Here is a 20,455-nt window from a genome sequence, read left to right as displayed (position 1 = left end):
TCATTCCCTTCTATGCCAAATTATATATGCAAACTTGATAAAAATGATTTAGATAAAATTGTACTTATCTAAGATTTTATCGCAAAATTCGCATTATTAGTAATAATAAAGTATCAATCGAAGGATATGGAGCATTGGAATTGCCAATAAGTAGGGCTCAAAGAAAAGAATTCTATGAACATTTTTTGGAGGGCGAGATTCTGAATTAAACAAAAATACGTCTGAAAATTAATTTTCAGACGTATTTTTTTAACTATTTTTTATTTTTTACTTTTACCACTTCTTTTATTGTTTTTCGTAATACCATAATTTTTAGGACGTGATGAAGAAAAACTTTTTGCTGTAACACTCTTTGGTAAACCACCTTTTGCTAAACTGGTCTTTTTCTTTACAACTGCTTTTGGATTTTTCTTTTCGTGAAAAGCTCCTTTGAAACTTGGATCTTCTTTTTTGCGTTGGTTGTCAATTTCGAGCAGTAAGGCTTGATTTTCGTCGAAAGGTGTTGGTGCAATAGCAATTTCTTCGGGAATTGGCTCACGTGGAATATCCATTCTGATAATTTTCTCAATTTTCTTGATGTGATATTCTTCTGCAGGAGTCAAAAAAGTAATGGCTTCACCTAAGTTATTGGCTCTGCCTGTTCGACCAATTCGGTGAACATAATCTTCATAAATCAATGGCACATCAAAGTTTATGACGTGCGTAACGTGGTCAATATCAATGCCACGAGCAGCCACATCGGTTGCCACCAAAACAGTTACAACGCCATCACGGAAAGCATCCATTGAGTTGATTCGGGTATTTTGACCTTTATTGGCATGAATCACCCGAATATTATTTTTTGAAATAACCCTACCATTAAGAGAGTTATAAACGGCATCAGCAATATCTCTTGAACGAGTAAAAATCATGGTTTTTTGTACCGCTTCTGTTGAAAAAAGGTATTCTAAAACATTGATTTTTGTTTGCATATTTGGCACAGAAAACATTCGTTGCTTTACGGTTGTGGCAGTCGTTGCTTGTGGCGAAACCTCTATTCGGGTTGGAAACTCCAAAAACTCAGCAGATAACGATTCAACTTTATCAGGAAACGTTGCCGAAAATAGCAAGTTTTGCCTTTTTGTTGGAATTACCTCTAAAATCTTTCGAATTTGAGGCATAAAGCCCATATCCATCATTTTGTCGGCTTCGTCCAAAACCATAATTTTCAGGTCTTTTACAGCAATTTCTCCACGCAAATATAAATCCATGAATCGCCCAGGCGTTGCCACAATAATATCAATGCCCGCCTGAATGGTTTCTATCTGGATTTTTGGTCCAAGTCCGCCATACAAAGCGATATGTCGAATATCAGTATATTTGGCAAGTTCGCCCACGGCTTTATCTATCTGAATCACCAACTCACGAGTGGGGGCAAAAATCAAGCAACGAGGTGTTTTTCCTTGTGCATATTTGATTTTCATTAAAATAGGCAACAAATAGGCGGCCGTTTTTCCTGTGCCAGTTTGAGCAATTCCCAGCACATCATGCCCCGCCATTGTCAGCGGAATTGTCTTTTCTTGAATCGGTGTAGGCACAGTATAACCCGCATCGGCAATGGCATTGAGCAATTGACGATTCAACTCAAATTTTTCAAATGTATTTTCAGTATCAGTAATCATATTCTATTTTACTCCGTAACGTGTATTTCTTTAAACTTCCCTTCAAAACTATATTTAAAACCAGAAGTGTATTTTGTCCAAAAGCGAATTTTTGTAACTCTCTGATTATCAACACCTTTATTTCGAAAAAAGTTACTTGCTTCGGCTTGGGTTGTTACTTTTTGGTTGATAAAAACACCACCTTTCATAATTTTATCAATTACTCGAAAGTTTTCTTGCTTGCCATTTTCGTAACTTACCAAGCAAAATAAATAGGGTGGCTGGAAAATCAAACGAGCTAATTTGCCTTTTAAACCATATTCAATATTTGCCGAAAAACGAATTGGATATTCTGATTTTGGAATCAAAATATTTTCATTGAGCTTAAACTTTATGCTTTGTAACTCATTGACTATTAGTTCTTTAGTAATTTTGTTTTTCTTGAAAAGAAAAAAAGTATCTTTCTGAATAAACGTTGTATCAGTCAATTGATAATTTCTCAAAAGTGCTTCTGACAAATCAGTTTCTACCCAAAATGGATTTTGTTCACGAAAAGCATCGGTGCGGAAAAGAACAAATTCGGGAGCAGTTTTGGATAAATATTTATCGCCGTTTTTTTTCATTAACCAATCGCTATTGGCTTGATAAGATTGAATAACAGGGCGAGGATTATAATTTAAATGACTAAAAAACAAATGAGAAATTTGGTGAGGCACAATATCAACCGACGAGTTTCCAATTTTTTCTAATAAATTTTGTGGTAAAACTACTGGCGAATTTTTAAAATTATCTTGGTAATTGTAAGTTGCCAATCTTTTAACATAATTATATGGATTTTTCTGCTCTACTATTTCAAAAAAACTACCAATAGAGAAGCCTTCTTTGTCTATTTTTTGAGCAACTGAGCTTGGAAAATATGTAAGAAAATATCCTTTTAGGTTATGCCCACCCATTTGAAAACGTATGAATTGCGTTGCCAATAAATGAAGACATAAAACAATAATGAAGGTTCGTCCTGCCAAAACTTTGTTAATTTCTGGCGTAAACAGATAAAGCAAAATGGCCAAAGGAGGCATAAACAGAAAGAAACCAAAAATATTATACGTTCCAACGGCTGTATGTGCTTGCTTGAAACACAAAAACCATGTAAGAGCAATGAGAAGGTATAGGTAAAGATTATTCAATAAAATTTTCCAAGGATTTGCTGTTTTAAATGTTATTTTCAGAATAAAAACCACTGCGGCTAACAAAATCAAACCCTCAAAAGCAAGTAAAATAAGAAAATCTTTTTTGTTTAAAAGCATTATTGCCATTGCATCTTGATAAGCATCAATGATTTTGAGACTTGCTTCGAGATAAGCAGGAATATTAACATTAAACAAAAAAGAGAATGAATAAGTAAGTGCTAATTGTAAAACAATACAGATAATAATGGTGCGAAAAGTAAAGATTTTTGCCAATCCAAAATAAAGCAGCGAACCATAAAAAAGCCCATAAACGATAATACTAAGATTTACTTTTATATAGAAAATCAATACCGAAAAAATAATAGCAAGTAGAAGTCCAGCCGAGTTTTTAGTTTGTTTAGCATGCAACAGCCAAAACAAGAAAAAGTAAAAAAAAGTAAAAGAAGTATCGGCAATAAAACCCCATGGCATAAAAATTATCAAAGCTGAAATAGCAACTATCCACCAATTTTTTTGTGTTTTTTGGAACGCTAATCGAATGATTATCAGGTAGTTAAACAAAGTCAGCATTTCGGCAGCTACCAATACCCAAATAGAAACAGTTTTGGGCAGAAACCCCGTATTCAGATAGCCCAAAGGCCCATAATTGAAGATAAAGTCTCGTCCAAAAATCAAGTTTTTTTCGATTGCCATTACAAGCGACTCATGCCAAGAAGCATCAATATCAAAACCTGCATAGCCTGCTGGCAAGGATAATGAAAAGAAAATTAAGCTAAAAAAAAGTAAGAATATATTTTGACTCTTGAAGAAAACTGTCTTGTCAGATTGCATTGATTACCAAAGTGTTTTGCTCTATTTTTATGCAAAAGTAGCTTAAAATGAAGCGAAAATTAGCTTTAGAGCTATAATTATTTCAATTTGTTACAATGAAGCGTGTCTAATATTGAATAAATCATTACCTTAGTATCAATTAAAACTTACCGAACCTTATGAAATATTTTAGTTCAATCACCAAAACAAAACTATACTTTTTGTTGCTGATTACTAACTGTGTTTATGCTCAAAAATACGATCTTGTTATTAAAAATGGTCGAGTTGTTGATGGCTCAGGAAACCCGTGGTTTGCGGCAGATGTGGCAATAAAAAGTGGAAAAATAGTAGGAATTGGTTTTTTCCAAACAAGCGAAGCCGTAAAAGTTATTGATGCTAAAAATCAAATTATCTGTCCTGGTTTTATAGATGTACATACGCACGTTGAAGATGGTTTGCAGAAACTTCCAACGGCTGATAATTTTATTTATGATGGTGTTACAAGCATTATTACAGGTAATTGCGGTGGTTCGGAGCTAAATTTAGCTAAATTTTTTGATGAATTAAAGCAAATTCAAACCAGCGTAAATGTTGGTTCGTTAATTGGGCATAATACTGTGCGGCGGCATGTCATGCGAAATATTTTTCGTGACCCAACTCCCAAAGAACAAGTGCAAATGGAGGCTTTGGTTGAGCAAGCCATGAAAGATGGAGCAGTAGGCTTAGCAACGGGCTTGATTTATATTCCAGGAACCTATTCTAAAACGCCCGAAGTAGTGGGCTTGGCAAAAGTGGCTGCGATGTATAACGGCATTTATGCTTCACATATTCGTGATGAGGCCTCAAAAGTAAAAGAAGCAATTGAAGAGGCAATAAATATTGGTCGAGAAGCACATATTCCTGTCGAAATTTCACATTTTAAGATTTCGAGCAAACCACTTTGGGGACAAAGTAATACAACTATTGGGTTGGTTGAAAAGGCTCGTTTAGAAGGAATTGATGTAAATATTGACCAATATCCATATACGGCGAGTAGTACAAACATGGGAACGATGCTTCCGTCTTGGGCTTTGTCAGATGGTGATTCAATCATTCATATTCGCTTGACAAATGCTGAAACACGCAAGAAAATTCGTACCGAAATGCTTAAAAACTTAAAGGCAGATAACCGCCAAAATTTTGATTATGCTTTTGTGGCTCGCTACAAAGAAGACTCGACTTTAAATGGAAAAAATGTAAGTGAAATCAATAAATTATTAGGCAGAAAAACGAATGCTGAAACAGAAGCCGATCTTATTATGGACATGGTGGACAAAGGTGGAGCTCAAATGATTTTTCACAAAATGAGCGAAGAAGATGTCTCCCGAATCTTGCAATATCCTTATACCATGATTGCTTCTGATGCGGGCGTGATACAATTCAACAAAAATGTGCCTCATCCACGGGGTTATGGCTCAAATGCTCGTGTGTTGGGCAGATATGTGCGAGAAAAACAAGTTTTACGCCTCGAAGATGCCGTAAGACGCATGACATCATTACCAGCCCAACGTTTCAGAATTGATAATCGTGGACTCATTAGAGTTGGCTATGCTGCCGATGTAGTGATTTTTGACGAAAATAAAATTACCGACAAGGCAACTTTCGAGCAGCCACACTCTTATTCTGAAGGCATTGATTTTGTGCTTGTCAATGGCGTAGCGGTGCTTGAAAATGGCAAACACACAGGAAAAAAATCAGGCGAAATTATTTATGGAAAAGGGAAGTTAGAGTAGGATTAATTTATAATTGAAACAAACTCTCAATCTTTTATCAATTATTCACTACTCAATTCAATCGTGGGTCAGTTGGGTAATTAGATAAAACTTTATATTCGCCGCCCATGCGTTTTAGCACGGCACGCCAAAACTCTTTTGTAGGCGTATCAAAAATAAAATTAGCATCAGTGTTCGAAACTATCCAAGAGTTTTTCTTCATTTCGTCTTCTAATTGTTTACTTGCCCAGCCCGAATATCCAACAAATAATCGAATGTCTTTTTCTGAAATTTTTCCAATATTTATCAAAGTCTTAATCTCCTCAAAATTTCCTGACCAATAAATGCCATTACCGATTTCGATTGTGCCAGAAATCTGATTACCCAATCGGTGAATAAAATGAAGTGTGTTTTGCTCAACAGGCCCGCCCAAAAACAAAGGTAAATCGCCATAAATATTTTCCATTACATCATCTAAGCGAAGGTTGGTTTGTTGGTTCAATACCAAACCAAAAGAACCTTGTTCGTTATGTTCGCAAAGCATTACTACACTACGCTCAAAGTTTTTGTCGCCTAAAAAAGGTTCGGCAATGATTAATTTTCCTTTTAGTGGAGTCATCGGTCGAAATATTGATTATAAGTTGGTGATTTATAGATGATGGTACAAATTTAAACTTTTAAAAAAATTAAAAAATATTTTCTTTAAAAACTTGCATAGAATTTCGAGAAATTTTAATTAAATTGCCTTGCAAATGTGATAACCGTTAACCTTAAATGTTTTATGAGCAGGAAAGTTTTGGTTTTGAATGCAGATTATAGTGCTTTAAGTATTTGTACTGTGCCAAAAGCGTTTTTATTGGTTTATCTTGATAAAGCCGAGTTAGTAACCGACTCTAAAAAAGGAATGCTTCGAACTGTCAATAAAAGCTATCCACTCCCTTCAGTCATTCGTTTGCATCATTATGTTAGTTTGCCATTTAAAGGCGTGATGCTCAGTAGGCAAAATGTATTTAGGCGGGACGGCAATAAATGCATCTATTGTGGAAGCCACGACGACCTCACCCTCGACCACGTAATGCCCAAATCAAGAGGCGGGAAAACCAACTGGGATAACCTCGTAACCGCCTGCCGCCGCTGCAACTCTCGAAAAGGCGACCTCACCCCCGAAGAAATGGGCGTTTCTCTCCCTAAAAAACCTTACAAACCTTCCTTTATTATGTTTCTCCGAGATTTTGCTGGCTCTATAGAAGAGAACTGGGTACCATTTTTGGGTACTAAAGAACGAGCATAACAATTTTTAATACAATTTTAATTATAAAATACGCTTAATTTCTACGTATTTTTGTCACTTGGAACGCTTTAGCGGTCTTAAGAGATTGTTTAAATTTATTGATTTGGGCTTAAAATGCACCTTTTTAACTTACTCTTCGTTCAAGAAAGGCTCATTTTGCTCGCAAAATTTCAATTTTCAACCTTGATTTAGTAAAAAAAGTATCATTTTTTACCAGCAAAAATAAACTTAAACAGTCCCTAATCAATCTTTAAATACTACTGCAAAGACAATTAACTAATTGAAAAAAATAGTCCTTTTTCTTTTTATTACCCATGTGTCAATGGGTCAGAGTTACTCTCATACATCGGTTTGGTCGAGGTTATTTCTGAGCAAACAACTGGGTAACTGGATAATTTCGGGTGATGTTGCTTATCGCCGACAAAATAATTATCATGATTCAAAACTTAATTTTGTTCAAAATCCACTGCTTGATGCTCAACGTTTTACGGTTGCTTACCGACATGAAAAATGGCAATTTAGTTTTGCAACATCAAGGTGGCACTCCTACCAACTTCTTGGGAAAGAAGCAGATTTTGAAAAAACACCAACTGTTGAATGGAGATTTACACCTGGTGTTGAGTTTTTTCAGAAAATAAACAAAGGTACTTTTCAATGGCGAACACAGTACGAATATCGTATTTTTGTTGACCGAACCGCAGGACGATTTAGACAAAGATTTCAATACCGTCAGCCTATTTCAAAAACGAATGATTTAGTTTTTTTGCAAGAATTCCTATTTGGTTCACCACCAAATTCTACTAAAAGATATGACCAAAATCAGCTTGGTATAACTTTCAATCATTTCTTTACCAAGAAATTAGAGTCAGAAATAGGGTATCGTTATATCTACCGTAAAAGAAGAAATACTACTGAGACTGATCACGAAGATGCACTGGTTGTTGGTTTAATGCTACGTTTGTAAAACAATTTTTCAAATTGTTCCTTAAAGTCAAAAAAATATGAGAAAAAGCCAATATTTCGGTAGTCTTCTATTTGAAAGAGTGCGTACTTTGTCAAATTATTTATTCAACCTCAATAAAACATGAAAAAAATATTATTGTCCTTGTTTTTTGTTCCTGCCATGGTTTTTGCCCAAACTAAAGCAGTAAAATTGGTGCGTGATGATGCCAACAAGAAAGTAGAAGTGTTGGTTGATGGCAAGCCTTTTACGGCATATATTTATCCAGGTGCTGATGTACTTAAAAAAGCAGTTTTATACCCTGTTCGTACTGCTAAAGGAACGCTTATTACTCGTGGTTGGCCACTTGACCCTCGCCCAGGTGAAAGAGTTGACCATCCTCATCATGTGGGTGTTTGGCTCAATTACGAAGATGTAAACGGTCATGATTTTTGGAATAATTCAAATACACCACCCAGTGCCAAAGGAGTTTATGGAACGATTGTTCATACAGGAATCAAATCTGTAAAATCAGGAAAAAATATTGGGTCGCTTGTTGTAACTGCCGATTGGCTCGACAAAGACGGAAAATTGATGCTTAAAGAAACAACTACTTATACATTTCAAGGCACTGATAATCAGCGAATTATGGACAGAACTACAACTTTGACAGCCGCAGATAAAGAAGTGCTTTTCAAAGATGTAAAAGATGGAATGTTTGCTATTCGTTTGGCTCGTCAGTTAGAGCATCCATCAACTAAAGCTGAAATTTTTACTGATGCAAGTGGTGTGGCAACAAAAGTACCATCGTTAGACAATACAGGAATTACAGGAAGTTATAGAAATAAAGAAGGTATAGAGGGCGAAGATACTTGGGCAAAACGCTCAGATTGGATAAATCTTCGTGGACAAATTGGTGAAGAAAAAATCTCGGTAGCCATTATCGACCACCCAAAAAATGTTGGTTATCCTGCTTATTGGCACTCACGTGGATATGGTCTTTTTGCCGTAAATCCATTGGGTCAGAAAGTATTCTCGAATGGTAAACAAGAGCTAAATCTTAAGCTAGCTCCTAATCAATCTACAACATTTCGTTACCGTTTGGTCGTAACTTCTGGCGAGGTTTCGGACAATGCAATGAATAAATTGACAGCAGATTTTGGAAAAATAAAGTAATTAGTTTTTTAAATTTCAAATCAACTTTCTGAGAGTTTCAGAAAGTTGATTTTTTTTATCTACGTATCAACTCCAATCATCGCATATTTTTCTTGTTTCTTCTCAATTTGCCCATTTTTTCTCAAAAATAGCTTAATTTTATAATTACCAAGATGTCAAATTCTATGGTATTATTTCGACTTATTATCATTCATCATCAATATTTATGAAAAACTTTTTATTCATTATAATTATCTTTTTGGTTGATTTTCAGCTACTTAATGCCCAAACTGTTAATGAACAAAAATTTAAAATTCATATTAAAAAAGCTCAATCTAAAATAAAGATAGATGGGATTTTAGATGATGCTGCTTGGCAAACTGCCGAGCCAACTACACCCTTCAACCAGCAATTTCCTTATGATACTTCGTTGGCGATTCAGCAAACACAAGCAAAAGTTTCGTTTGATGATGAAAATTTCTATTATAGTTTCGTTGTTTACCAACCTCGCCAATATCGGGTGCAGTCTTTGAAACGAGATTTTTCTCAAGGCGGAGGAACTGACTTGGTTTCTATCAATCTTGATACTTTTAAAGACAAACAAAATGCTTTTCATTTTTCGGTTAGTCCTTACGGGGTTCAACGTGAAGCTTTGGTTTTCAATGGCAATGACATTTCAAATGATTGGGACAATAAATGGTACACGGCTATAAAAAACTATGATGATAGGTGGGTAGTAGAGTGTGCTATTCCATTTAAAAGTTTAAGATATAAGTTAGCAGAAAGTGGGAAGAATGAATGGAATATCCATTTTTTTAGAAATAACTTGTTTTTAAACGAACGCTCTTCGTGGGTAAATACACCTCGTAATGCCAGAGGAAGCGACATTGCTTATGCAGGAACTTTGATTTGGGACGAAGCTCCCCCAAAACCAGGTGCCAATATTGTCTTGATTCCATATACAATTGGTTCGGTTGGGCAAGATTATATAAATGGAAAACCTATTACTAAGTCGGCAAATATTGGTTTTGATGCAAAAATTGCTCTTACGCCATCCTTGAATTTAGATTTGACGGTAAATCCCGATTTTTCACAAGTTGAAGTTGATAGGCAGGTGACAAATTTGAGTCGTTTTGAGATTCAATTTCCTGAAAGACGACAGTTTTTTATTGAAAATAATGACCTTTTTGGCTCATTTGGAACAGATAACATTTCGCCTTTTTTCTCTCGTCGAATAGGAATTGCTAAAAATCCGCTAAAAGGAGTGAATGAACAAGTGAAAATTTTAGGAGGCATTAGAATAAGTGGAAAACTGACTAATAACTGGCGAGTAGGTATTATGAATATGCAAACCAGAGAAGTAAAATATAACGATAAATTAGGTTTGGCGGCGGCAAACTACTCGGTTTTAGCAGTGCAACGCAAGGTTTTTACCCGCTCAAATATTGCTTTTCTGTTTGTAGATAAAGAAAATTCGCTCGAAAAATTAGAAATTCATGCAACAGATAGCCTTCGTTTTCATCGAATTGTGGGTTTAGATTATAACATGGCATCGTCAAATGGTTTCTGGAGAAATAAGTTTTTTTATCACCAAGCTATTACCCCAACGAGTCTGGTAGGGCAAAATGCGGCAGGAATATTGATAAATAAAGATTCGCCTACTTGGGGGATTAGTACGAGATCAACTTATGTAGGGCAAAATTATACCGCTCAAGTGGGTTATGTGCCACGCCAAAATTTTGTCAGGAATGAATCGAATATTAATTATACTTTTTATCCGAAATCTAAAAAAATCAATAAACATATCAATAACTTTGGTATTGGAACTGACTGGGATTATTTTGCTCGCTTTTCCGATGGTAAGGCAATTGATTATGACTTTACGCCTTTGTTTTTCACGGTGCAGTTCAGAAATAATGCCAATTTTATGATTTATCCTTGGCGAACTTTATATACATATCTTTTCAGTGATTTTGACCCGACTAATACTGGAGGCAAAAAATTAGATAAAAATACTTCTTATAGTTATTCACAAGCCAGATTTTCTTACCAATCGAATACAAATAAGTTGTTATTTTATTATTTTGGTGGTAGAGTTGGAAAGTATTTTAATGGAAAGATTGCAACATTAAGCGGTTCTGCAAATTACCGATTGATTCCTTATGCTTTGTTTTCGGTTGATTTGACTTATACAAACATCAATCTTCCAAAACCATATAATAGTGCTACCTTATGGTTGGTGAGTCCGAGGGCTGAAATAACGTTTTCAAAAACTATTTTTTGGACAACCTTTGTGCAATATAATAACCAAGCCAATAATGTAAATATCAATTCTCGTTTTCAGTGGCGTTTCAAACCTGTCAGTGATTTGTTTATTGTTTATACCGACAATTATTTTGCTACAAATACCGACCTCGACAAGCCTTATATGCTTGGAGCTTTTGGTTCAAAAAGTCGAGCATTGGTAGTAAAATTGACTTACTGGTTTAATTTATAACTGAACATTTACGAATTTAGAGCGATGAACCGCTCTAAATTCGTAATTTGTTTTTTAGGCAATACTCATTTCCAAAATTTCGGCAACAACTTGTGGCGTAATATCAGCTTTTTCGCCAAAATTCGTACCCCTTGCTTCAAAACGAGCAACAATTTTTTGTATAGTTTCTTGGTTTATGCCATAGGCTGTGGCTTTGGTTGGAAGCCCCAATGATTCATAAAAATGAGTCGTTTTTTCAATCGCTCCTGCAACCAATTCGTCATCAGTTCCGCTCAAATTCCAAACTCTTTTGGCATACTGAATGAGTTTTTCTCTTTTGCTGCCTTGTTTTATTTTTAATAAATGTGGCAAAACTACTGCCAAACTTCGAGCGTGGTCAACTCCGTGAAAAGCAGTTAATTCATGCCCAATTTGATGTGTTGCCCAGTCTTGCGGAACGCCTAAGCTAATAAATCCATTCAAAGCTACCGTTGCAGCCCACATAAAATTGGCACGTGCGTCATAATCAGTCGGATTTTCAAGGGTTTTCGGAGCAACTTCAATCAAAGTTTGAATGATTGACTCAGCAAAACGGTCTTGAATTTGGGCGTCGACAGGGTAAGTCATATACTGCTCCATCACGTGCGTGAACGCATCGGCAATACCATTAGCGATTTGGCGAGGAGGCAAGGAAAAGGTAGTTTCGGGGTCAAGAATAGAGAATGTTGGATAAACCAAAGGATGTCCCATTCCTTTCTTTTCGTGGGTATCTTTTTTACTAATTACAGCAAAATAATTCATTTCCGAACCAGTTGCTGGCAAAGTAAGCACCGAACCAAGCGGAATAGCTGTCTTGATTTTTTCTTTTCCTGTAACAAGTTGCCAAGCATCATCACCTTCAAAAGGAATAGCTGCGGCAATAAATTTGGTGCCATCAAGCACCGAACCACCACCTACTGCCAACAAAAAATCAATATTTTCTTTTCTGCCTAATTCAACGGCTTGCATCAAAGTTTCGTAAGTTGGATTTGCCTCAATTCCGCCAAATTCTATTACGTTTCGCCCTTCGAGTGCTTTTTTAACCTGCCCATACACACCATTTTGGAAAATACTTCCCCCACCATAAGTGAGCAAAATCTTAGCATCTGGCGAAATTTGTTTACTTAATTGGGCAATTTGTCCTTTTCCGAAAAGTATTTTTGCTGGATTTTGATAAACGAAATTATTGAACATGGTTGTTGATTTTGTTAGAATGAAGTCTTTAACTTAGAACAGCAAGTTTTGGATTTAAGTTTTGAGCTTAGGCGTAAGTTTCAAATTTGATGAAAATTACTACTCCCGACTTTTGTTGTGTTTCACGATTAAAAAGAAATCTTTGTCTAATTCCAAATAGCCATATTCATAAACAAAATAATAGGTCGAGCCTTTTTGTGTGGTTCGAATAGTGGTAAATAAATTGAAGTCGAAACCTCGATCGACTAAAGTATTTCTGACGGTTTTACTTTTATCATCTTTGCAAAGTTCCTCCAAAATCTTTCGATTTCGACGCAAAGCATTATTAGTATTTCGGACAAAATTATTGGAGTCTGAATTTACTTTGTTATTGTACGCATTTCGACAAAGGTCGGAACAAAATTTTTTGTCTGATCTTCCAAGAATCGGTTCGCCACATTCTAAACAGGCTTTCATAAGGTGTTTTTTTAGATTTTATAAACAGCAACGAATTTGTGTTAAATATTTGATTATCAAACAAATATACAAATGTTTATCCGATTACAAACGCTTACAAATACTTTTATTCATCTGTAAACGATTAAGAACCGAGTAATTTTTCGATAAGCTACCAACTTTGCATCGTCAATCACCAAACAATGATTGGCTCAACCAAAATAACAAATCATAAACGTAAAAATAAAATGAACACTGTAAAATTAATCGGAAACGTAGGTAGCGATGTAAATGTATTGAGCTTCGAGAATGGGAAAAAAGCATCTTTTAGCTTGGCAACAACTGAAAGCTATACTAACAAGAAAAATGAAGAAGTCAAGAATACTGCTTGGCACAATGTGGTAGCGTGGGGCAAAATTGCCGATATTTGCGAAGACCTTGTAAGCAAAGGAAAGTTGGTGAGCATCGAAGGAAAATTAAATTATAGAAACTACGTGAACAAAGAAGAAAAAACGGTTTACGTAACTGAAATAGTTGCTTATAAAGTTTCGGAGGTTGAGAAATCGTAGTTGAATAAAAAAGCAAGCATAGATAGTGTTTAAATAGGTATCTGTGCTTGCTTTTTTTAATGTAAATAATTGACTATCAGTAAGTTTTTGATAATGAAGTATCAATTTGTACAATTTTTTATTTCTGCTTTAAAAATACTGCCAGTTTGAGCATTAAATGTGCCTTGCAAAGAAATGCTTTTTCCTGCTTGATAGTTTACATTTGCACCTAAAGGTATAGTTTGGTTGGAGGAAATGATTTGTACTGCTTTTTGTACTCCGCTGGTGGCAGTTCCGCTCAAATCTAATACATTTGAAATAATATTTACCGTTGTACTCCCCTCAGAACTCCATCCGCAACTATTATTTGCTCGAAAATAATAAGTTCCTGATGAATTTATCACTTGACTTGCAGATGGAATAGTGGTTGATGTTCCTCCGCTTGTAATGCCTTGCCAGTATATTGTACCACCACTTCCACCATTTGCAATAACAGTGGTATTGTTACAGAATGTTCCGCCTCCGCTAACATTTACTGTTGTAGGAATTGTATTAATGGTAACTGTTGCACTCCCTTCTGGTCCCCAGCTACAGTTGTTTAGTACCCTAAAATAATGAGTTCCTGAAAAACCAACTGTTATTTGACTTGAAATTGGAGAAGCAGTTGATGTTCCTCCACTTGTAGTGCCTTGCCAATATATCGTACCTCCATTATTTGAAAATGCGGACAAGTTTGCACTGTTACAAAATGTCCCTCCTCCAAATACTGAAACAGAGGCAGTATTATTAATTGTAACTATTGCACTCCCCTCAGTGCCCCAACCACAACTACTGTTGTATGCCCTAAAATAATAAGTACCCGATGAACTAACTACTTGACTTGTAGATGGGGTAGTAGTTGATGTTCCTCCACTTGTAGTACTTTGCCAATATACCGTGCTACCGCTCCCCCCACTTGCTGTTATGCTTGTACTATTACAAAATGTTCCAGCTCCGCTGACATTTACTGTAGTAGGAATTGTATTAATGGTAACTATTGCACTCCCTTGAGTTCCCCAACCGCAACTGTTGTTTGATCTAAAATAATAAGTACCCGAAGAATTTACGGCCATGTTTGCAGATGGCGATGCAATCGATACTCCGTTGCTGATAGTTCCTTGCCAGTATATTGTGCCGCCAGTACCCCCACTTGCCATTAGGGTAGCAGTATTGCAAACTGGACCACCACCACTAACACTTACAGCGGTAGGAATAGTGTTTATCGTAACCGTTGCACTCCCCTCAGGTCCCCAACCACAACTACTGTTATATGCCCTAAAATAGTAAGTACCTGAATTAGTGGGAATTTGACTCGTGGAATTTGAGAATAAAGAAGTTCCGTTTGACGTCGTAGCTTGCCAATAAATTGTACCTCCAGAACCACCCGAAGCAGTAATGGTAGCGGAATTGCAGAATGTACCACTGCCTGAAACGGTAACTATAGCTGGAGTTGTTTGGATAGTAACAGTTGCACTTCCTTGAGTTCCCCAACCGCAACTATTATAGGCTCTAAAATAATAAGTTCCTGAAGTAGTAATTGTTTGACTTGAAGAGAGAATTCCAGTTGATAATCCTCCATTGGTGGTGTTTTGCCAATAAATAGATCCCCCAGAACCTCCTGAGGCAGTAATTGTCGTTGAATTACAGAAAGTTCCTCCGCCCGAAACCGAAACCGTATTCGGAATATCGTTTACAGAAATCGAAACACTACGTGCTGAACTTGCTCCACAGGCATTATTGGCAACAACACTCAATGTACCACTGGTAGCTATTGAAGAAAAATTTATGTACAAACTAGTACTTGTACTCGAAAATGATGCTCCAGTCCCCGAATATGTCCATGTATAAGAAGTTGCACCACTTACTGACGGAATAGAATAAAACACATTGTTTTGCCCTTTACAAACATTTGCCGAGAGAGTAGAGAATCCAGAAGGTTGAGGAGCTACTGGACACATAATTAATTTTGTCCAATATGTTTCCCACTTATCCGTTCCTGAAATCGGTGTTGCCGAAACCACTTGTTGTGTCCAAAAATCTTTATCATTTACTGGGTCAACGGTTGCTACAGAATAATCACCCCATCTACTAGCAGCTCCCGCTACCGTTCCACCATCATCATATTTAGCAGTTCCATTTCTGAAAGTAACACCATCTCGCATTGTCCCCGAAGGATCAGATGAGTAACGTACGTGATAGCTAGTACTTGGATAAATAGTAGGTGAAAATACAGCGTATGAAATCATTACTGTATTATCGGCATTTACGGCTAAAGCTGGAAAAGCACAAAAAATATTGCCAGTTGGATCATCAATCCTTCCAAATTGTGTAACACAGCCCGTATTACTTGTAGATGTTGGGTTTATTTGCCACCATTGAACTGCACTTCTAGTAGGAGATGTTGCGGGTAAGTAAGCAGGCTGAGTTGTCCATAAAGACCCATTCCGATAAAAGAGTGTAAGAATTCTGGAAATGCCTGTACTTATTAGTTCAGTAGAACCCAGTTGGCGAGCATTGACCGGAGTCTGACTCCAGGCTTGAGCAGTAGGATTCAAAATAGGAGCAGCACTATACGTAGGTGCAGCTGGTGGTACTCCCGAAATTTCATACAATCCTAAAGCACCATTCGCAGTATTCCATTCTGCCAAAAGATATACTTTACCTAAGGTATTATCGTAAGTAGTTGCAGGAACTAAGGTATAAACCGAAGGATGAGTCATAGTATATGTAGTTGCACCTGCTCCAGCATACATATCACTTTTTTTGAAAATATATGTTTTAGCTCCTTTAAATGTTCCCGTCGCCCCCCATGTAAACATATTACCACTTACCACTATCCAATCTTTATTAAAACCCATACTCGGGTAATCGAACCATTCTAAACCAGTTGCATCAACATTCAAATGGTAAGTGTACCAATTTCCAGTTGGGTCATTTGTTGCTGAAACCTTCATCTCAAGAATTGAAACAGGATTAGCGGTAGAACAGGCTGAAAATATCCATCTTTGGCTATAAGAGTCGTAAACAACTTTAGGGTCAAAAGCAAAATTAGTGGTTCCCACAAAATTTGCAAGGGTTACTTTCGAAATGAGCGTTCCAGACTTATCACGAATACAGACCTCCGAATTGAGTGCCGTCATTACATGATTTGGTCCCACTGCACCTCCGACATCAGCTGGATTTATTGTAGAACTCCCTTGATTTAGTCCCAGAAAAGTTAAATCGGGATTGGGGGAAGGAATATTCAATAGTGGAGGTGTAGGGGCTTCAATCGCCTTCTCAAAGCCAAGTGGCAGAGGATTATTTCCTTGAATACCAAGATGTTTGGGTGGCTTTGGGTCTTTAACGGGTGGTGGTGGTAATAAGCCAGCCTCTTGTTTTCTTGAAAGTTCTAAAAAATTAAAGGTTTCTGCTTTCAAAGTTTTAGGTTCTTCACGAGCAGCTTCTCCTTCTTTTTGTTGCGAAAATATTGGTAACGAAATACCAAAAAATAACCCAAACAATAACGTTGTTTTTAGCATTAATTGTTGGGCTTTTGTTATCAAAAATATTGTAAATGTTTTCATACACAAAAGGTTTTAGTTTGTGTAGTAAAATTCTTAGATTAATCTCCAAACTACAATACGCTATTTATCGTATTTTTCGAAGAAATGACGTATTAATCAGGAAGAATGTAGTGGTTTAATGTAAAATTGCCGAGATTAGTGAAGACCTTGTAAGTAAAGGAAAATGTGTGAGCATCGAAGGAAAACAGAATTATAGAAACTATATAAATAAAGAAGAAAAAACGGTTTACGTAACTGAAATAGTTGCGTATAAAGTTTCGGAGGTTGAAAAATCGTAAAAGTTGATAATAAACACAGGCTGTACTTGGCTTACTGCCTGTGTTTTGGTTTTGGTGGTCTCGTCGGGAATCGAACCCGAATCTAAAGTTTAGGAAACTTCTATTCTATCCGTTGAACTACGAAACCCTTTTTCTATGCAAATTTACACAGAAAATATTTTAAAGTATCATTCAACTCCTATTTCATCAACAAAAAGCCAAGCAGAACTTCCTTTTCCTGGATGATTGTCAGGTAAATTGCCGTAGTTTTTAGCGAAAATTTTAATGAAACGACCTTTTTTGCCATCGGCGGCGATACTTAATTGTTGTATGGCTCTTCCTTCTGAATCAATACTACCCAGCGGCATTTTTTGTATAGAAGTGAATTTTTTGCCATCATTTGAAATCGAAACCTCAACTTCTTGTGGTAGCATAATCCATGAAGCACTCGACCGTAAGAAGGCAAAACTAACTTTATTTAGGTTCATTACTTGACCCAAATCAATCGTAACATCCAAATCCTTTCCTTCAAAACCAACCCAAGTTGCTAAGTTTCCTTCTTCGCCTTTCACGCCATTGGTTAAACCAAAAGTTTCTCCACCGGTATAGTTTTTTGGTTGATTGACAAGCGTATATTTTCGTCCAGTGGCTTTATTGATATAAAAATATTTGTTCAAATCTTTACCTAATTTCTCTCCATTTAACGAAAATGCTGCTGCCCTAAGCGTAACATCTTTGGTACTAATAATGCCTATTGGTTGGTAAATCGAAGAGCTTGCCGTAGGAGTAGAGCCATCAATGGTATATCTTATAATAGATTGATTATAAGATGTTTGAAGTTTTATAACAACCTGATTTTTAACATTAATTGATGATGTTGCTGAAATGTCGTAATAGCTATTTGAATAATTTACTGCCAAATATCTCAAGCGTTTGAAATGCGTTTTTAGACGATTCGTAAAATCCTTGTAATCTTTTGCTTCGTTGGCTGTCCAAGCAACTTCTGCCAAAGCCGATGCCCTCGGATAAACCATATATTCTGCTTGAGTGCTTGTCGGAATATACTCAGTCCAAAGGTTTGCCTGAACCCCCAAAATATGGTTTGCCTGTTCTGGTGTTAAACCTTTAGGGGTAGGGTCATAAGAATAAACTTTTTCCAGTGGCAAAAAGCCGCCAATTGCCAAAGGTTCTGAACTTGGGTCTGATTGATAATGGTCTAAATAACAATGGCTTCCCGGAGTCATAATGGCATCATGGTTTTGCTTTACAGCTGCGATGCCACCTTCAATTCCTCTCCACGACATAATGGTTGCATTTGGTGAAATTCCACCTTCCAAAATTTCGTCCCAACCAATCATTTTTTTACCTTTTGAAGTTAAAAACTTATCTATTCTTTTAATAAAATAGCTTTGTAATTCATGTTCGTCTTTTAGACCTTCCTTTTTAATTAAATCTTGACAAAACTGACTGTTTTTCCAAGACACTTTTGGACATTCATCTCCGCCAATATGAATGTAATTACTTGGAAATAAGGCAATTACCTCTGTCAAAACATCTTCCAAGAAAGTAAAAGTTTGTTCGGTCGGACAAAAAACGTCATCATAAACGCCCCATTTTGTACCAACTTCATAGCTACTTTTACCACAACCTAACTCTGGATAAGCTGCCAAAGCAGCCAAAGCATGACCAGGCATTTCTATTTCTGGAATAATGTTTACATATTTCTTTTGGGCATAAGCCACTACTTCTCTAATTTGGTCTTGGGTATAAAAACCGCCGTAAGGTTTTCCGTCAAATTGTTGTTCGTTATAATGACCTTTCATTGTTTCCTTACGTTTTGAGCCAATTTCGGTCAATTTTGGATATTTTTTTATCTCAATTCTCCAACCTTGGTCTTCGGTTAAATGCCAATGAAAAGTATTCATTTTGTGCATTGCCAGTAAATCAATGTATTTTTTGATAAACGAAACAGGAAAAAAATGACGACCGACATCAAGCATCAAGCCTCGATAAGTATAGCGAGGATGGTCAAAAATAGTACAATTTGGAATTGCCCATTTGACAGAGTTTTCGAGTGAACTACTAAATATCTGTGGTGGAAGTAATTGAAGTAGGCTTTGTAATGCGTAAAAATCGCCTTTGCTTGTAGCGGCCGAAAGCAATATGCCATTGCTCGCCACTTTTAAAACATAATCTTCTTCTCCTAATTTTTGGTCTCCTACTTTATTTTTTAAAAGTGAAAAAATGATGTTTTGGTTTTTCAAAATAGGAACACTTGTCAGTTCATATTCTTCGATAGCGAGTGTTATTCCTGAAGTAACCAAAAATCGTTCGGCGATAATTTCTGCAAGCGGACGGATTTCGGGTGCATTTTTAGGAATCAAAATTTTTGTTTGAGCATTGACCAAAAACTCGCCAGTTGTTGCAAGTAATTGCGTTGGTTTTGGAATAATGTTATATTTGTTTTGAGCAAAACTCGAAAATGAGAAGGCGAGGAGGCTGAATAAGCCTATGAGTTTCTTCATGGTAGTTGAAGGTTTATTGATTTTGGAAAACGAAGTACGTTTTTTCGACTAAGAAACGCAAATTTTATTGAAAAAATGCCAAAATCAAGGGTTTTTCTTGCCTTTTCGAGGAAAAACTATTAATTCTTTGTAGCCAAAAGTTGGGTCGGTTTCACGAATAAAATCATAATCGGACATGAAACCTAGTACAATTTCGGCAGTTATATAAATAAGACTTCCGTCGCCCAAATGTCTACCAATGGTTTTGCCCGTAGAATGAATCACTAACCGAAATGTGTATGTGAGAGCCATTTTTTGACAACGTGCCAACCAGCGAAACTATTTCAAAATGTCCTTTCAGAATTTCATATTTTTCTTGATTAGCATATCGAATATTTACTGAGGTAAGGCTACCCACAAAAGTCAGAATACAAGCTGCCGAAATGTTATTTTTGTCAATAATTTCTTGTAATTTTGCTTTAAATCTTCGTTATGTTTCAGCCTAAAAGCATAATTTTTGCTAGTAATGCGAGTTTCGGGTTTAACTAACTGATAATCAATGATTTACGAATAAAAACACAGGATGTCATCAAAAGTAGTAATTTTGTAATTGTACAAAACAA

Annotated in this window: 16 protein-coding genes and 1 tRNA gene; 7 read left to right on the top strand and 10 right to left on the bottom strand. The window is 36.3% G+C overall.

The window, feature by feature from the left end; genetic code table 11:
* Positions 1-260 precede the first annotated feature (260 nt).
* Complete coding sequence (locus ACH2CJ_RS00195; RefSeq protein ID WP_394990023.1) at positions 261-1,661, bottom strand: DEAD/DEAH box helicase; 1,401 nt, start codon at positions 1,659-1,661, stop codon at positions 261-263.
* A gap of 8 nt (positions 1,662-1,669) precedes the next feature.
* Positions 1,670-3,658, bottom strand: a complete 1,989-nt coding sequence (locus ACH2CJ_RS00190; protein WP_394990022.1) for a hypothetical protein — start codon at positions 3,656-3,658, stop codon at positions 1,670-1,672.
* A gap of 158 nt (positions 3,659-3,816) precedes the next feature.
* Between ACH2CJ_RS00190 and ACH2CJ_RS00185 the strand changes: the two genes are divergently transcribed.
* Positions 3,817-5,409 carry an amidohydrolase family protein gene (locus ACH2CJ_RS00185; RefSeq protein ID WP_394990020.1) on the top strand — a complete coding sequence of 531 codons (1,593 nt, stop codon included), beginning with the start codon at positions 3,817-3,819 and terminating at the stop codon, positions 5,407-5,409.
* 52 nt (positions 5,410-5,461) lie between these two features.
* Here ACH2CJ_RS00185 and ACH2CJ_RS00180 read toward each other — a convergent pair whose 3' ends face one another.
* Complete coding sequence (locus tag ACH2CJ_RS00180) at positions 5,462-6,007, bottom strand: YqgE/AlgH family protein (protein WP_394990018.1); 546 nt, start codon at positions 6,005-6,007, stop codon at positions 5,462-5,464.
* A 162-nt stretch (positions 6,008-6,169) separates the two neighbouring features.
* On the opposite strand from ACH2CJ_RS00180, the gene ACH2CJ_RS00175 reads away from it, so the two are divergent.
* From ACH2CJ_RS00175 to ACH2CJ_RS00160, 4 genes are all read left to right on the top strand, one after another.
* Complete coding sequence (locus tag ACH2CJ_RS00175) at positions 6,170-6,679, top strand: HNH endonuclease (RefSeq protein WP_394990017.1); 510 nt, start codon at positions 6,170-6,172, stop codon at positions 6,677-6,679.
* Between the two features lie 280 nt (positions 6,680-6,959).
* The gene (locus ACH2CJ_RS00170; RefSeq protein WP_394990015.1) at positions 6,960-7,643 is read left to right on the top strand and encodes a DUF2490 domain-containing protein; all 684 of its coding nucleotides are present in this window, start codon (positions 6,960-6,962) and stop codon (positions 7,641-7,643) included.
* A gap of 120 nt (positions 7,644-7,763) precedes the next feature.
* Positions 7,764-8,795 (top strand): PmoA family protein, encoded by a 1,032-nt coding sequence (locus ACH2CJ_RS00165; protein WP_394990014.1) that lies wholly within the window; start codon positions 7,764-7,766, stop codon positions 8,793-8,795.
* A 205-nt stretch (positions 8,796-9,000) separates the two neighbouring features.
* A complete protein-coding gene (locus ACH2CJ_RS00160; protein WP_394990012.1) occupies positions 9,001-11,271 on the top strand; it encodes a DUF5916 domain-containing protein in 2,271 nt (756 codons plus the stop codon).
* A gap of 54 nt (positions 11,272-11,325) precedes the next feature.
* Here ACH2CJ_RS00160 and ACH2CJ_RS00155 read toward each other — a convergent pair whose 3' ends face one another.
* Positions 11,326-12,483, bottom strand: a complete 1,158-nt coding sequence (locus ACH2CJ_RS00155; RefSeq protein WP_394990011.1) for an iron-containing alcohol dehydrogenase — start codon at positions 12,481-12,483, stop codon at positions 11,326-11,328.
* Positions 12,484-12,582: 99 nt separating this feature from the next.
* Entirely contained in the window at positions 12,583-12,939 is a 357-nt protein-coding gene (locus tag ACH2CJ_RS00150; protein WP_394990010.1) for a hypothetical protein, read from the bottom strand.
* A gap of 227 nt (positions 12,940-13,166) precedes the next feature.
* Between ACH2CJ_RS00150 and ACH2CJ_RS00145 the strand changes: the two genes are divergently transcribed.
* Positions 13,167-13,487, top strand: a complete 321-nt coding sequence (locus ACH2CJ_RS00145) for a single-stranded DNA-binding protein (RefSeq protein ID WP_394990008.1) — start codon at positions 13,167-13,169, stop codon at positions 13,485-13,487.
* A 101-nt stretch (positions 13,488-13,588) separates the two neighbouring features.
* Here the strand turns inward: ACH2CJ_RS00145 and ACH2CJ_RS00140 are convergent, their stop codons facing one another.
* Entirely contained in the window at positions 13,589-17,071 is a 3,483-nt protein-coding gene (locus tag ACH2CJ_RS00140; RefSeq protein WP_394990006.1) for a 3-coathanger stack domain-containing protein, read from the bottom strand.
* A 125-nt stretch (positions 17,072-17,196) separates the two neighbouring features.
* Here ACH2CJ_RS00140 and ACH2CJ_RS00135 point away from each other — a divergent pair, with 125 nt between their 5' ends.
* On the top strand, positions 17,197-17,349 hold the full coding sequence (locus ACH2CJ_RS00135) for a single-stranded DNA-binding protein (RefSeq protein WP_394990027.1): 153 nt from the start codon (positions 17,197-17,199) through the stop codon (positions 17,347-17,349).
* A gap of 52 nt (positions 17,350-17,401) precedes the next feature.
* Here ACH2CJ_RS00135 and ACH2CJ_RS00130 read toward each other — a convergent pair.
* From ACH2CJ_RS00130 to ACH2CJ_RS00115, 4 genes are all read right to left on the bottom strand, one after another.
* Positions 17,402-17,476, bottom strand: a tRNA-Arg gene (locus ACH2CJ_RS00130).
* Between the two features lie 40 nt (positions 17,477-17,516).
* The gene (locus ACH2CJ_RS00125; RefSeq protein WP_394990004.1) at positions 17,517-19,853 is read right to left on the bottom strand and encodes a family 20 glycosylhydrolase; all 2,337 of its coding nucleotides are present in this window, start codon (positions 19,851-19,853) and stop codon (positions 17,517-17,519) included.
* 84 nt (positions 19,854-19,937) lie between these two features.
* The gene (locus ACH2CJ_RS00120) at positions 19,938-20,144 is read right to left on the bottom strand and encodes a hypothetical protein (RefSeq protein WP_394990003.1); all 207 of its coding nucleotides are present in this window, start codon (positions 20,142-20,144) and stop codon (positions 19,938-19,940) included.
* Positions 20,086-20,259, bottom strand: a complete 174-nt coding sequence (locus ACH2CJ_RS00115; RefSeq protein ID WP_394990025.1) for a PCC domain-containing protein — start codon at positions 20,257-20,259, stop codon at positions 20,086-20,088. The genes ACH2CJ_RS00120 and ACH2CJ_RS00115 overlap by 59 nt, the downstream gene beginning before the upstream one ends.
* Positions 20,260-20,455: the final 196 nt, after the last annotated feature.

This window comes from Emticicia sp., assembly GCF_043780375.1.
Lineage (GTDB): Bacteria > Bacteroidota > Bacteroidia > Cytophagales > Spirosomataceae > Emticicia.
Note: the sequence above shows the minus strand (reverse complement) of the source record. Positions and strands in the feature narration are given on the sequence as shown.